This is a genomic window from Parageobacillus sp. G301 (assembly GCF_030268025.1).
Taxonomy (GTDB): domain Bacteria; phylum Bacillota; class Bacilli; order Bacillales; family Anoxybacillaceae; genus Parageobacillus_B; species Parageobacillus_B toebii.
Genome location: NZ_BSDB01000003.1, coordinates 269,202 through 283,500, shown reverse-complemented (window position 1 = coordinate 283,500; position 14,299 = coordinate 269,202). Strand labels below are relative to the sequence as shown.

The 14,299-nt window shown below is 42.1% G+C and carries 15 protein-coding genes and 1 pseudogene; 12 read left to right on the top strand and 4 right to left on the bottom strand.

The features are described from left to right. From QSJ37_RS17165 to tsaD, 3 genes are all read left to right on the top strand, one after another. The coding region (locus QSJ37_RS17165) for a tRNA threonylcarbamoyladenosine biosynthesis protein TsaB (RefSeq protein ID WP_483313619.1) at positions 1 to 387 on the top strand (387 nt) is incomplete at its 5' end. Further along, a complete protein-coding gene (rimI, locus tag QSJ37_RS17160; RefSeq protein WP_285756401.1) occupies positions 347 to 799 on the top strand; it encodes a ribosomal protein S18-alanine N-acetyltransferase in 453 nt (150 codons plus the stop codon). The genes QSJ37_RS17165 and rimI, both read left to right, overlap by 41 nt. Continuing rightward, positions 796 to 1,809: a tRNA (adenosine(37)-N6)-threonylcarbamoyltransferase complex transferase subunit TsaD gene (gene tsaD, locus QSJ37_RS17155; RefSeq protein WP_285756400.1), complete on the top strand. Its 1,014-nt coding sequence runs from the start codon at positions 796 to 798 to the stop codon at positions 1,807 to 1,809. The genes rimI and tsaD overlap by 4 nt, the downstream gene beginning before the upstream one ends. A 428-nt stretch (positions 1,810 to 2,237) precedes the next feature. On the opposite strand, the gene QSJ37_RS17150 is transcribed toward tsaD, so the two are convergent. After that, complete coding sequence (locus QSJ37_RS17150; protein ID WP_285756399.1) at positions 2,238 to 4,172, bottom strand: ABC-F family ATP-binding cassette domain-containing protein; 1,935 nt, start codon at positions 4,170 to 4,172, stop codon at positions 2,238 to 2,240. Between the two features lie 124 nt (positions 4,173 to 4,296). Between QSJ37_RS17150 and moaC the strand changes: the two genes are divergently transcribed. The 4 genes from moaC to tatC are packed head-to-tail and all read left to right on the top strand — an operon-like array spanning position 4,297 to position 6,383. Next, complete coding sequence (moaC, locus tag QSJ37_RS17145) at positions 4,297 to 4,818, top strand: cyclic pyranopterin monophosphate synthase MoaC (RefSeq protein ID WP_012748974.1); 522 nt, start codon at positions 4,297 to 4,299, stop codon at positions 4,816 to 4,818. Then, positions 4,808 to 5,464 (top strand): redox-sensing transcriptional repressor Rex, encoded by a 657-nt coding sequence (locus tag QSJ37_RS17140; protein WP_285756398.1) that lies wholly within the window; start codon positions 4,808 to 4,810, stop codon positions 5,462 to 5,464. Before moaC ends, QSJ37_RS17140 begins: the two co-directional genes overlap by 11 nt. Further along, positions 5,461 to 5,616 (top strand): twin-arginine translocase TatA/TatE family subunit, encoded by a 156-nt coding sequence (locus tag QSJ37_RS17135; RefSeq protein ID WP_012748976.1) that lies wholly within the window; start codon positions 5,461 to 5,463, stop codon positions 5,614 to 5,616. The genes QSJ37_RS17140 and QSJ37_RS17135 overlap by 4 nt, the downstream gene beginning before the upstream one ends. Before the next feature lie 20 nt (positions 5,617 to 5,636). Then, positions 5,637 to 6,383 carry a twin-arginine translocase subunit TatC gene (tatC, locus tag QSJ37_RS17130; RefSeq protein ID WP_285756397.1) on the top strand — a complete coding sequence of 249 codons (747 nt, stop codon included), beginning with the start codon at positions 5,637 to 5,639 and terminating at the stop codon, positions 6,381 to 6,383. A gap of 14 nt (positions 6,384 to 6,397) precedes the next feature. On the opposite strand, the gene QSJ37_RS17125 is transcribed toward tatC, so the two are convergent. Together QSJ37_RS17125 and QSJ37_RS17120 are read right to left on the bottom strand one after the other, a co-directional pair. Continuing rightward, positions 6,398 to 6,538 (bottom strand): YdiK family protein, encoded by a 141-nt coding sequence (locus QSJ37_RS17125; protein ID WP_375781777.1) that lies wholly within the window; start codon positions 6,536 to 6,538, stop codon positions 6,398 to 6,400. A gap of 46 nt (positions 6,539 to 6,584) precedes the next feature. Beyond that, on the bottom strand, positions 6,585 to 7,319 hold the full coding sequence (locus QSJ37_RS17120; protein ID WP_285756396.1) for a CPBP family intramembrane glutamic endopeptidase: 735 nt from the start codon (positions 7,317 to 7,319) through the stop codon (positions 6,585 to 6,587). Between the two features lie 282 nt (positions 7,320 to 7,601). Here QSJ37_RS17120 and groES point away from each other — a divergent pair, with 282 nt between their 5' ends. The 4 genes and pseudogenes from groES to QSJ37_RS17100 all read left to right on the top strand — a co-directional run. Then, positions 7,602 to 7,886 carry a co-chaperone GroES gene (gene groES / locus QSJ37_RS17115; protein ID WP_043903404.1) on the top strand — a complete coding sequence of 95 codons (285 nt, stop codon included), beginning with the start codon at positions 7,602 to 7,604 and terminating at the stop codon, positions 7,884 to 7,886. Positions 7,887 to 7,981: 95 nt separating this feature from the next. Beyond that, the gene (gene groL / locus QSJ37_RS17110; protein ID WP_285756395.1) at positions 7,982 to 9,601 is read left to right on the top strand and encodes a chaperonin GroEL; all 1,620 of its coding nucleotides are present in this window, start codon (positions 7,982 to 7,984) and stop codon (positions 9,599 to 9,601) included. A gap of 234 nt (positions 9,602 to 9,835) precedes the next feature. Continuing rightward, complete coding sequence (locus QSJ37_RS17105) at positions 9,836 to 11,470, top strand: glutamate/serine transporter AimA (RefSeq protein ID WP_285756394.1); 1,635 nt, start codon at positions 9,836 to 9,838, stop codon at positions 11,468 to 11,470. A 113-nt stretch (positions 11,471 to 11,583) separates the two neighbouring features. After that, positions 11,584 to 11,897: pseudogene (locus tag QSJ37_RS17100) on the top strand (class II fumarate hydratase); the annotation flags it as partial. A 44-nt stretch (positions 11,898 to 11,941) separates the two neighbouring features. Here the strand turns inward: QSJ37_RS17100 and QSJ37_RS17095 are convergent. Next, a complete protein-coding gene (locus QSJ37_RS17095; RefSeq protein WP_285756393.1) occupies positions 11,942 to 13,186 on the bottom strand; it encodes an Nramp family divalent metal transporter in 1,245 nt (414 codons plus the stop codon). Positions 13,187 to 13,340: 154 nt separating this feature from the next. Between QSJ37_RS17095 and QSJ37_RS17090 the strand changes: the two genes are divergently transcribed. Further along, a complete protein-coding gene (locus tag QSJ37_RS17090) occupies positions 13,341 to 14,291 on the top strand; it encodes an AAA family ATPase (RefSeq protein WP_285756392.1) in 951 nt (316 codons plus the stop codon). The last annotated feature ends 8 nt before the right edge of the window (positions 14,292 to 14,299 follow it).

Sequence of the window (14,299 nt, the reverse complement as noted above, 5' to 3'; positions counted from 1 at the left end):
GGTCAAATTTATACAGGATTATATCGCTATAACGGCGTACAACTAGAGTGTATAGAAAGTGACCGAATCGTTTTGGCCGATGAATGGGCGCACAAACTGCAGGAAAGGCAGGAGAAAGTGTTATTTATCGGAGCCGATATCGCCTTATATAAAGAAACGTTTCAGCAACGACTTGGCGATTTTGCGGAATTTGCGCCGTCTTCGTTACAATTGCCTCGCCCAGGTGAGTTAGCGCTGCTTGGAAAAAATAAAGAAAAAGAGAATATTCATACTTTTGTGCCTAATTACGTTCGCCTTGCCGAGGCAGAAGCAAAATGGCTTGCCAAGCAAAAAGGGGAAAACAAATATGGGGATGAAAATTCGATTTCGCTCAATGACCTTAAATGATATTGATGCAGTATTGCAAGTGGAGCATGCTTCTTTTACGTCTCCTTGGAACAGAGAAGCATTTTATAATGAGCTTGTTTATAATCGTTATGCCAAATATATCGTAATGGAACATAACGGCCGCATCATTGGCTATGCGGGAATGTGGGTCGTCATTGATGAAGCGCATATTACAAATGTAGCTGTATTGCCTGAATATCGCGGCAAAAAATTAGGGGAAGCGCTAATGCGCAAATTAATGGAAACAGCAAAACAACTTGGGGCTGTCACTATGACATTGGAAGTTCGTGTTTCTAATCATGTAGCCCAATCTTTATATCGAAAATTAGGATTTCTTAATGGCGGTATCCGCAGACATTATTATCCAGATAATTTAGAAGATGCTCTTGTAATGTGGGTGAAATTATCATGAATCATGACATATATGTTCTTGGAATTGAAACGAGCTGCGATGAAACCGCGGCGGCAGTTGTGAAAAATGGAACGGAAATTTTGTCTAATATTGTGGCTTCCCAAATGGAAAGCCATAAACGCTTTGGAGGAGTCGTGCCAGAAATCGCCTCGCGCCACCATGTCGAGCAGATTACGCTTGTTATTGAAGAAGCGATGCGTAAGGCGGATGTTTCGTTTCAACAGTTGAGTGCTATTGCAGTGACGCAAGGTCCAGGATTAGTCGGCGCTCTTTTGATTGGTGTGAACGCGGCGAAAGCGTTAGCGTTTGCCCATGGTCTTCCGCTTGTAGGCGTTCATCATATCGCCGGGCATATTTACGCGAATCAGCTTGTTACGGAAATGAAATTTCCGTTGTTATCTCTTGTTGTTTCAGGAGGACATACGGAACTTGTGTACATGGAGGAGCATGGCAAGTTTCAAGTCATCGGCGAAACGAGAGACGATGCGGCGGGAGAAGCGTATGACAAGGTGGCGAGGGCATTAAACCTTCCTTATCCGGGCGGACCGCATATTGACCGTCTTGCACAGGAAGGAAAGGTGACTATTGATTTGCCTCGTGCATGGCTAGAAGAAGGGTCATATGATTTTAGTTTCAGCGGGTTGAAATCAGCGGTATTAAACACGCTTCATAACGCGAATCAGCGTGGAGAAATCATCGACCCGAAAGATATGGCAGCCAGCTTTCAAGCGAGCGTAATCGATGTGCTTGTGACCAAAACCGTCAACGCAGCAAAAGAATATAATGTCCGTCAGGTGCTGCTTGCGGGCGGAGTCGCCGCAAACAGAGGATTACGAGCGGAGTTGGAGCGAAAAATGGCTGAATTAAACCATATCGAATTGGTTATTCCGCCTTTATCGCTTTGTACCGACAATGCGGCGATGATTGCGGCGGCAGGAACTGTTTTATTCGCACAAGGAAAACTTGCCGACATGGCATTGAACGCAGATCCAAGTTTAGAACTAGAGTAAACGTTAGTGAAAGGACTTTCTTTCAAGATATGTCTTGAAGGAAGTTCTTTTTTTATATAAAAAATATGTAACTTTTTTCGGCTCAACGGAGTGAAAGGAAGAGAGATAAAGTATCTTTGAACAGATTAGCTATGAGCGTTTGGCATGGTAGAAAAAAGAAAAACCAATTTTTTATTGAAAAAATAATCATGTGAATATATTTATCCACAAATTGTGGATATTGTGGAAAAAGAGAAAGAATCTTATTTTATTAGGGATGAAATAACCACAAATTTTTTCACATAAAAACGGATTTTTTTGTGGATAATGTGGAAAAATCCGTGAATAACTTAAATTGTGGGAAAAAAATTGGGGATAAGTTTGTGGGTATGTGACTAACTAAAAAACATCCACGGGTATGCACAACCGTGGATGTTTTTTCGCAATTATTATTGTAATGTATGAAGTGTTTCCCATTCTTCTAGTAATTTTTCTAATTTTTCCTTCATTTCGTCATTCTCTTTTGTCAATTTTTGTACTTTCTCATGATCTTGATAAATTTCTGGATCGCATAATTGTTCGTCGATGTATGCGATTTGCTGTTCTAATTCGCTAATTTCTGTTTCAATTTCTTCAATGCGCCGCTTGCTCTGTCGTTCTAGTTTTTTCGCCTCTTTTTCCTGTTCGTAGCTAAGTTTCGATGATGCCTCTTCATGAGAACGGCCTGTTTGTTTCTCGGAAGCGAGACGTTCTAGCTCCAGCATTTCCGCCTTTTTTGCGACATAGTAGTCATAATCGCCTAAATACTCGGTAATTCCGTCACTAGAAAGCTCATATACTTTCGTGGCAATTCGATTAATAAAATAGCGGTCGTGAGAAACGAATAAAATAGTTCCGGGATATTCGATTAAGGCGTTTTCGAGCACTTCTTTACTGTCTAAATCAAGATGGTTTGTCGGTTCGTCTAAAATAAGGAAATTGGCTTTTTGCATCATCAGTTTGGCAAGCGCCAGTCTCGCTTTTTCACCGCCGCTTAAGGCCGATACAGGTTTTAATACATCGTCTCCAGAGAATAAGAAACTTCCGAGCACGGTGCGGATTTCTTTTTCCGTTTTGTCAGGGTATTCATCCCAAAGTTCATCGAGCACTCGCTTATTCGAGGACAAATCGGCCTGGTTTTGGTCGTAATAGCCGATTTGCACGTTCGAACCGTAACGGAAATGTCCTGATTGCAGCGGAAGTTTGTTTACAATCGCTTTTAACAACGTTGATTTTCCGATTCCGTTCGGTCCGACCAAGGCGATGCTTTCACCGCGCGTGATGCGGAAACGAATATTGCGAATGAGCGGCTTGTTCTCATCATATCCGACTGCGACATCTTCAGCGATTAATACGTCATTTCCGCTTTGCCGTTCGATGTCAAAAGAAAAGGAAGCAACTTTTTCGTCTCCTGCTGGTTTTTCCATTCTCTCCATTTTTTCTAACTGTTTTCTCCGGCTTTGTGCACGTCTTGTTGTGGAGGCACGGGCAATATTGCGTTGAATAAAGTCTTGGAGTTTTGCGATTTCTTCTTGTTGTTTTTCATACAGTTTTCGTTCTCGTTCATATTCGGCTGCTTTTTGTTCTAAGTAACGGCTATAATTTCCTGTGTATCGTTTCAATGTTGTCCGTGACAGCTCATATACTTGGGTGACAACTTTATCAAGAAAGTAGCGGTCGTGGGATACGATAAGAATAGCGCCAGGATATGTTTGCAAGTATTGTTCGAGCCATGTTAATGTTTCAAGGTCTAAATGGTTTGTCGGTTCGTCCAAAATAAGCAAATCAGGCTTCATTAAAAGCAGTTTTCCAAGCGCCAGACGAGTTCGTTGTCCGCCGCTTAACGATTGAACGGGAGTCGTCATATAGTCATATTTCGCAAATTGTAAGCCGTGTAAAATCGAACGAATATCCGCTTCGTATTGATAACCGCCTTGTTCTTTATAGCGTTCTTGCAATGCATCATAATCTTTCAATAATTTTTCATAGCGGGAAGAATCAGCGATTAGATCAGGGTCTCCCATTTGCAGCTCCATCTGGCGCAATTGTTTTTCTATTGTTTTTAGAGGAGCAAATACTGTCATCATTTCTTCCCAAATGGATAAAGAGGAGTGTAGACCGCTATCTTGAGCAAGATATCCGATCGATACTTCTTTTGGTTTGATGATTTCTCCACTATCGTAAGACATCTCACCAGCAATAATTTTTAACAGTGTCGATTTTCCTGCTCCGTTTCTTCCGACGAGCGCAATCCTATCTTTGGATTGTATTTCTAATTTTATATTCGATAAAATAAGGTCAGCACCGAAATATTTTGTCAGTTGATTGACTTGTAAAATAATCATTGTTGTTCACCTCTCGTTTAACAATAATAGTGTAGCGTAATTTGTTTTCTTATCGCAATAAAACAAAACGATAAAAGACAGATGCCCAAAAATAGTGTATAGTTTATAAATGGGGGAGATATGCGTGTCATCATTTACACATTTTAATGAACAAGGCCGTGCAAAAATGGTCGATATTACGGAAAAAGAGGATACCATTCGAGTAGCGGTAGCACAAACGAGCGTGACCGTAAATAAAGAAATTTACGAGAAAATGACAAATCGCATGATTGAAAAAGGGGATGTGCTTGCTGTTGCGCAAGTAGCTGGCATTATGGCCGCAAAAAAAACGTCTGATTTAATTCCAATGTGCCACCCTCTTATGTTAAAAGGTGTCGACATCCAATTTGCATGGCATGTCGAGGAAGAAAAAGCGCTTTACCAATTACTGATCACCGTAACGGTAAAAACAAAAGGAAGTACAGGTGTGGAGATGGAAGCGCTAACGGCTGCTTCTGTTTGTGCACTGACCGTGTATGATATGTGTAAGGCGCTAGATAAAGGGATGGTGATTGGCCCAACCTATTTAGTGGAAAAATCAGGTGGGAAATCAGGCCATTATCAACGAGAAAACAGTAGTGTTGGGGGATTTGCGAATGAACAATGAACAACCAAAAATTCCGCAAGCAACTGCAAAACGTTTGCCACTATATTACCGTTTTTTGAAAAATTTACATGCTTCAGGAAAACAACGAGTTTCTTCCGCGGAATTAAGTGAGGCAGTAAAAGTTGATCCCGCGACCATTCGTCGTGATTTTTCCTATTTCGGTGCGCTTGGCAAAAAAGGATACGGATATAATGTCAATTATTTATTATCTTTTTTTCGCAAGACGCTTGATCAAGATGAAATTACCGAAGTGGCGTTATTTGGAGTCGGGAACTTAGGGACAGCGTTTTTAAATTATAATTTTACAAAAAATAATAATACAAAAATTGTGATGGCATTTGATGTCGATCAAAAGAAAGTAGGAAAAGAAGTTGGCGGTGTGCCAGTATATCATTTGGATGAATTGGAAAATCGCCTTCACGAAGGAATTCCTGTTGCGATTTTGACCGTACCGGCTCCTGCCGCTCAATGGATTACGGACCGTCTCGTTCAAAAAGGGATTAAAGGAATTTTAAACTTTACACCCGCTCGATTGAACGTACCGAAACATATTCGTGTCCATCATATTGATTTAGCGGTTGAATTGCAATCATTAGTCTATTTCTTAAAAAATTATCCGGCCGATAAAGGAGAGAATCAAAAGTGAAATATTTGTTAATTGTGCTTGTTATTTTATTATTGTTTGGAACGAAAAAACTTCCGGAGCTGGGCAAATCGCTCGGTCAATCGCTGCGGGAATTTAAGGATGCCACTAAAGGATTAACAGACGAGGATGAAAAAAAACCAGACCAATTATGATTTGTTAGGATGATTGAAGTATGGACGATAAAGAAATGTCGGTGTACGAACACCTGGGAGAATTACGAAAGCGACTTATTATTGTTCTTGTGTTTTTTGTCATTGCCCTTATTGCTAGTTTCTTTTTCGTGGAGCCCGTCATTTTATATTTGCAGCGAACGGACGAAGCGAAGGAATTAACGATGAACGCCTTTCGTTTAACAGATCCAATAAAAATTTATGTTCAATTTGCGTTTGTTCTTGCGTTTGTTCTTACCGCGCCAGTTCTGCTTTATCAAATTTGGGCGTTTGTCAGTCCTGGGCTGTATGAAAAGGAACGAAGAGTCACGTTAAGCTACATTCCGATTTCGATCTTTCTCTTTTTAGCTGGCATTAGTTTTGCGTATTTCATCTTATTTCCTTTCGTCGTTCGTTTTATGCAAAATTTAGCGTCCCGTCTCGGCATTCATCAGGTGATAGGGATTAATGAATACTTTGAATTTTTGCTTCACCTGATCTTGCCATTTGGAATTGTATTTCAGCTTCCGGTAGTTGTAATGTTTTTAACAAGGCTTGGCTTGATTACACCGATGTTATTAATCAAGGTGCGCAAATATGCTTATTTAGCGCTATTGATTTTAGCGGCGGCCATTACGCCGCCAGATGTGCTGTCACAAGTCATTGTTATGATTCCGCTTTCGATTTTATATGAAGTGAGCATTTGGATTTCGAAAATAGCTTATCGCAAAGCGCTATTGGCGCAGACGGAACAAGAAAACCTCCCGTGAATGCGGCGGGAGGTTCATTTTTTAAAGTAAAGTACTAACAGACGTATCGCAGTTCCAAAATCAAGCGTAGCTATTATCGCAAGAACGATCGTGAAAAAATTCCAAATGGTTTCATCCGCACTTTGAATCGACAAGTAAGTGAATAAGATGCCCATAAGGAAATAGAAAAAAGCGAATTGTAATGGTGACCTTTTCATCGTACTAAAAGCCTCCAATAATGAGTTGTATCTGTTCTGTTTGCCGCATCATTTTTTCTATCTCATCCGCAAATATCGTTTGTATTAATACGACGAACGTATTCATAGTGACGTGGGCAAAAATCGGAACGAAAATACGCTTTGTTTTCGCGTAAAGAAACGCAAAGGTAAATCCCATTGTCGCATACAGCAGCAGGTGTTCGAACTCCATGTGGACAACCGCAAATAAAAGAGAACTAACTAGTGCGGAAATGAAGAAATTATATTTTTGATATAGTGTTCCGAAAATAATTTTGCGAAAGATAATTTCTTCTAAAATCGGTCCGATGACAGAAGTAACGACCATCAATAATGGGGTGACTCGAATAATCTCGACAATTCGTTTTGTATTTTCTGAACCGGGCTCGATGCCGAGCAAGCGCCATTCAATATTAGCGGCAATGCTTTGGGTAAACAAGGCTAAAAAGACGCCGCCAATGGCCCACATCCATGCCGTAGACAACGGAACGCTATAACGGGTGTGCCGCTGTTTTATATCTTCACGTAAGAAAATGAGAATGATGAGAAAGGCGATGGAAAAGCTGATAACCGCCCAATAGCCAGAGGCGATCTCTGTTGCAACAAAGTCATTTTTTGCATGTTTTCCAACACCAAGAAAATGCAACAATGGGACCCCTGCAATGCCTGATAGCTGCATGATGACATACGTAATAATGACATACCAGTAGCGTCGTTTCAATGAAACTTACCCCTTTATCGAAAAAATTATAGTGATACTTTTTCGTTATTGTAGCACATCTTCTATAAAAAATGATAAAAAAGAGTTGGTGACGGTTGTTTAAGCTTTGTAGAAATGTGAAATAATTAAAAAGGGCAGGAAACGAGAAAAAACATATTATTTTTTGGTGTTTCCCACTTGCAAAAAAAAGAGAAGTTCATTAATATTATAAGTGTGTTAGCACTCAGTTAAGACGAGTGCTAATAAGAACGGAGAAAATTATTATCAAGGAGGTTGTTTTCCGTGTTAAAGCCATTAGGTGATCGCGTTGTCATTGAAGTGATTGAAACAGAAGAAAAAACTGCAAGCGGCATCGTATTGCCAGACACTGCGAAAGAAAAACCACAAGAAGGCAGAGTAGTTGCTGTTGGTAAAGGTCGCGTGCTTGACAGCGGTGAACGTGTAGCTCCAGAAGTAGAAGTTGGCGATCGTATTATCTTCTCGAAATATGCTGGTACAGAAGTAAAATATGATGGCAAAGAATACTTAATTTTACGTGAAAGCGATATTTTAGCTGTTATTGGTTAATATAGCGTTGATAACATAGATATGCAAAAATAATACTTAACAAAATACTTAACCAAAATACTTAACGATTCTATTTCATAAGGAGGTAACGGGGTATGGCAAAAGAAATTAAATTCAGCGAAGAAGCTCGTCGTGCGATGTTACGTGGTGTGGACAAATTAGCTGATGCGGTAAAAGTAACGTTAGGTCCAAAAGGCCGTAACGTTGTATTAGAGAAAAAATTCGGTTCTCCATTAATTACGAATGACGGTGTAACGATCGCGAAAGAAATCGAATTAGAAGATCCATTTGAAAACATGGGTGCGAAGCTTGTTGCTGAAGTTGCAAGCAAAACAAACGATGTTGCTGGGGACGGTACAACAACGGCAACAGTTTTAGCGCAAGCAATGATCCGCGAAGGATTGAAAAACGTTACAGCTGGCGCTAACCCAATGGGCATCCGTAAAGGTATTGAAAAAGCGGTCGCTGTGGCAGTAGAAGAATTAAAAGCAATCTCCAAACCAATCAAAGGAAAAGAATCGATTGCTCAAGTTGCGGCTATCTCTGCAGCTGACGAAGAAGTTGGCCAATTAATCGCAGAAGCAATGGAACGCGTTGGTAACGACGGTGTTATCACATTAGAAGAATCAAAAGGCTTCACAACAGAATTAGATGTTGTGGAAGGTATGCAATTTGACCGCGGTTATGCGTCTCCATACATGATTACAGATACTGAAAAAATGGAAGCAGTGCTTGAAAATCCATATATCTTAATCACAGACAAGAAAATCTCTAACATCCAAGACATCTTGCCTATCTTAGAACAAGTAGTTCAACAAGGCAAACCATTATTAATCATCGCAGAAGATGTCGAAGGCGAAGCACTTGCGACATTAGTAGTGAACAAACTTCGCGGTACATTCACTGCCGTAGCAGTTAAAGCTCCTGGCTTCGGTGATCGTCGTAAAGCAATGCTTGAAGACATTGCAATCTTAACTGGCGGTGAAGTCATCTCCGAAGAGCTAGGACGTGAATTAAAATCTGCAACAATCGCATCACTTGGCCGCGCTTCAAAAGTTGTTGTAACAAAAGAAAATACAACAATCGTAGAAGGCGCTGGCGATTCTGAACGCATTAAAGCCCGCATCAACCAAATCCGTGCGCAATTAGAAGAAACTACTTCGGAATTCGACCGCGAAAAATTGCAAGAACGTCTAGCAAAATTAGCTGGCGGCGTAGCGGTAATCAAAGTTGGTGCGGCTACAGAAACAGAATTGAAAGAACGCAAATTGCGCATTGAAGACGCGCTTAACTCTACTCGTGCCGCTGTCGAAGAAGGTATCGTAGCCGGCGGTGGTACAGCATTAATGAACGTATACAACAAAGTTGCTGCGATTGAAGCAGAAGGCGATGAAGCAACTGGTGTGAAAATCGTTCTTCGCGCAATTGAAGAGCCAGTTCGCCAAATCGCGCAAAACGCTGGTTTGGAAGGCTCTGTCATTGTTGAACGCTTAAAAACAGAAAAACCTGGTATCGGCTTCAACGCTGCTACTGGTGAATGGGTAGACATGATTGAAGCTGGTATCGTTGACCCAACAAAAGTAACTCGTTCCGCACTTCAAAACGCAGCTTCTGTTGCCGCTATGTTCTTAACAACTGAAGCAGTTGTCGCTGACAAACCAGAAGAAAACAAAGGCGGCAACAACGGAATGCCTGACATGGGCGGAATGATGTAATAACTAGCCGCAGATAAACACAAGGACTGCCTCCGATAAAAAGGAGGTAGTCCTTTTTTGTTGCTGGAATTTGTATATCAATATCTTATACCAAATTTTGATTTATTAATTAGTTTAAAAATATTTGATATTATATTAAAATAAAATACATTGATTTGCCCCCGTGGAATTGATCTATCAAGCAGCCTTTTGTCTCCCTATGGTTACTACATACTTATGAAAGGGGTAAAATGGATGAATACTATGCACCGAAAGATGGGAACTTTCGCGCTTATGATGACGGGGCTCGGCTCCATCATAGGATCTGGCTGGTTATTTGGCGCCTGGAAGGCCGCCGAAATCGCCGGTCCAGCGGCTATTTTTTCTTGGGTTATTGGTATGGTTGTTATCCTATGCATCGCTCTTTCTTATAGTGAACTAGGTGCCATGTTTCCCGAAGCCGGGGGAATGGTAAAGTATACACAGTATTCTCATGGATCTTTTGTGGGATTTCTTGCTGCCTGGGCGAACTGGATTGCTATTGTTTCCGTTATTCCGGTGGAGGCAATCGCTTCTGTGCAATATATGAGCTCGTGGCCATGGGATTGGGCAAAATGGACACATAGTTTAGTAGAAAACGGAACGCTTACGCCAAAAGGTCTTGCTATTGCTTCTGTGTTAATGCTTATTTATTTTTTCCTCAATTACTGGACTGTAAGTTTGTTTGCAAAAGCAAACTCACTGATAACCGTATTTAAAATTATCATCCCGGGATTAACCATTGGTGCGCTCTTGTTTGTTGGCTTTCACGGAGAAAACTTTACCTATGGTCATAGTGTGGCGCCTTATGGATGGTCAAGTGTGTTGACGGCGGTGGCTACGTCCGGTATTGTGTTTGCGTTTAATGGATTTCAAAGTCCAGTTAATATGGCGGGGGAAGCTAAAAAACCGGGCCGCTCCATTCCTATTGCGGTAGTGGGTTCTGTTCTCATTGCGACGGTTATATACGTCCTGTTGCAGGCTGCCTTTATCGGTTCTGTCGATCCTTCCATGCTTGCGCGCGGTTGGCATAACTTAAACTTTAACTCTCCGTTTGCTGATTTAGCAATTGCTTTAAATATAAATTGGCTAGTAATCTTATTATACCTTGATGCTTTTGTTTCTCCTTCCGGCACAGGAACAACTTATACTGCTACAACAGCGCGTATGATTTACGGTATGCAAAAGAATGGATATTTGCCGAATGTTTTAGGCAAGCTGCATCCTATTTACGGAGTTCCACGTCCAGCTATGTTTTTTAATTTGGCCGTATCTTTTTTATTTTTGTTCTTATTTAGAGGCTGGGGAGTATTGGCAGAGGTTATTTCTGTTGCTACCTTAATTTCTTATATTACTGGTCCTGTTACCGTCATGACATTAAGACGAACAGGAAAGCATCTGTACCGTCCTCTTCGTCTCAAAGGGCTGCGTATTATTGCGCCATGTGGATTTATTTTTGCTTCTTTAACACTATATTGGGCGCGTTGGCCGCTTACAGGACAAGTATTGTTCATTATGATCATCGGGCTTCCTATTTATTTTTACTATCAAGCAAAAATGAAATGGAAGGGTTTTCACCAAGATTTCCGGGCAGGTATTTGGATGGTGGTCTACTTGTTATCCATGATGTGTATCTCCTATTTGGGCAGTGAAAAGTTCGGGGGTATAAACGTCATCCCATATGGTTGGGATATGATCATTATTGCATGCTTATCTCTCGGTTTTTATGTTTGGGCCGTAAAAAGCGGGTTTGAAACAGAATACCTAGAAGAAGCTAATAAAGTAAATAAAGAGATGAGAGACAGAGACATGGTAATGATGGCTGATTCCAAACAGAAAGCAGCTTTGTAAAAAAGCCCTTAATCCATAGTTGTGACGAATCATAGTACCAATGCTTCGGATATTTCAGGATATGGAAAGAAAAGCCGGTGTTCAGCCGGCTTTTTCCTATAGAAAAGGAAATTTTTCAATTGAACGTATTTAAGCGGGTTATTCTGTATAATGCGATGCAGTCGCTGCAACTGTTAGGCGACGCCATTCATACTTTTGATATTCACTGCTCGAAAGGCCTTGAAGCGAATGAAGACAAAATGAAGGAATATGTCGACCGCTCACTCATGCTGGTGACCGCCTTAAGCCAGCACATTGGTTATGATCGAGCGGCTGAACAGCGAAACTGGCGTTTAACGAGGGATTGGCGCTAAAAGAAGCGGCGCTGAAAATGGGATATGTCATCGCCGCGCAATACGATCAGTGGGTGAAAATGGAGAACATGGTGGACGATAGAAAAAAACATCCTGGTAGCTCCAGGATGTTTTTTATTCAGGCAAAAAGGTTGCGCAGTTCGTTCACCGCCAATACGGCAAACAAGACGAGGCAAAGAATCAACAATAAGTTGGACAGCCAATGGTTGCGTCTTCCTTCCGGTAGCTCTTTTTTCGAATTTAAAAGCCACAGTAGCGTAATCGCCAAAAACGGCATAAATAATGCTCCTAACGCACCGTAGACGATAATTAATCCAACCGGTTTGCCGATAAAATGCAAAAGCATCGGTGGAAATGTGAGCCAAAAGACGTAAAAGCGGAATGCTTTTGTTTGATTGAGTTTTTCTTTATCAATGTTCAATTTTCGTACATTACGGATAAAATCGGCGAACAAATATGATACTCCGTTCCATACGCCGATTACCGACGTAAAGGAGGCAGACCAAAATCCAAGCAAAAACAGCCAGCGCGCTGCCGGATGCAGCTCATTGCCCATAATGGAGGCGAAGGAGACAAGCCCTTGCTCGCCGCTGATGCTTGTGTCTGTTCCGTATAACAAGGCGGCACCAAGCACAAGTAGCGACAACGTAAAGATAGCTGTTACAATGTAAGCGATAGCGGAATCATAGCGCATCGGCGAAATGTAGGAGGGTCCTTTCCAGCCGTTTTCTTGAATCCAATAGCCGTATGATGCCATTGTAATCGAGCCGCCGACGCCGCCGATTAATCCGAGCGCGTAAAGGAGGGATCCTTTCGGCAGGTCAGGAACGGCCGTATGCCATAGTCCGTTCAGCTGCGGAAGAACGAGAATGGCCGAGCCGACTACAGTAATAAACATGAGACCGACTAGTACGTTCATGACACGCTCAAATAGTTGAAAACGGCCCGACCAAGTGATCGCAAACCCAGCGATTCCATGGATAATTGCCCAAGCCCAGAGAGGAATGGCCGGAACCATCGCTGACATCGCCAAGGCGCACGAAGATGTACCGGCGGCGCCGTATACAAAGCCCCAAATAAGCGCATAGACGCCAAAATAGCCGGAGGCCCATTTCCCCATCGACTGCCAGCCTTCAAAAATGGTTTTGCCGCTCAGCAAATGCCAGCGTCCTACCCCTTCATTTAACACAAATTTAAAGATAGCTCCAACGATGATTGCCCATGCGAACACAAGAGCGTAATTCGTGCCAGCGACAAGCGCGGCGACGAGGTCCCCTGCCCCGACACCGGTAGCCGCGACAATGAGACCGGGACCAATAATGGTCCATTTTTTCTTGTTGGTTTGGCTATTTGATGTTTTCATCTCCATCCTCCTTAATAATAAAAATTATTTCAAAAATTATGTATATTAGTTATTATAATATTAAATAAATATTGAGGAAATGAAATGTCCACAGCCAAAAGTTTTATCATCATAACAATATGACTGCCATCCTAAAAGTAAAGGAGCTTCATTCATGACGGTAAAAGAAATGTTACAACCTTCTATAGAACAAGTTGTAGAAAATATTGAGAAAGTGATTGTGGGGAAAAGAAACGTAGCGATATTAAGCCTTGTTGCACTGCTGGCCAAAGGGCATGTGCTTTTGGAAGACGTTCCCGGCGTCGGCAAAACGATGCTGGTGCGTGCGCTGGCCAAATCGATCAACGCGCAGTTTAAGCGGATTCAATTCACCCCTGACTTGCTTCCGAGCGATGTGACAGGCGTGTCTATTTATAACCCGAGAGAGAGGCAATTTGAATACAAGCCTGGGCCAATTATGGGGAACATCGTGCTGGCCGATGAAATCAACCGTACGTCGCCGAAAACGCAATCGGCGCTTTTGGAAGCGATGGAAGAGGGAAGTGTTACCGTGGATGGGGCGACAAGACCGTTGCCGCGTCCGTTTTTCGTCATGGCAACGCAAAACCCGATTGAATATGAAGGAACATATCCGCTCCCGGAAGCCCAGTTAGACCGCTTTTTATTGAAGCTAAACATGGGATATCCATCCCCTGAGGAAGAGGTGGGAATATTAAGCCGAGTGGAAAAATTGCCGCCTATTGAGGGAATTCGCCCTGTAATGGCTTTGGATGAGCTGCTGGAGCTGCAGCGGCAGGTGACGAAAGTATACGTTAGCGATCCTATTAAGCGTTACATCGTTGACATCGTGCAACGAAGCCGTTCGAACGCGTCCGTTTACCTAGGAGTAAGTCCGCGGGGGTCTGTTGCGCTGATGAAAGCGGCACAAGCGTATGCGTTTATGCATGGACGGGAATTCGTTGTCCCTGATGATGTGCAGTTTTTAGCGCCATATGTATTGTCTCATCGCATGATCATTAAATCAGAAGCAAAGTTTGACGGGCTCACAGCGGAAGAGATTGTCGCCCAAATTATCGCTAGAACTCCTGTTCCAATTCAAAGGTAGTGAAACGG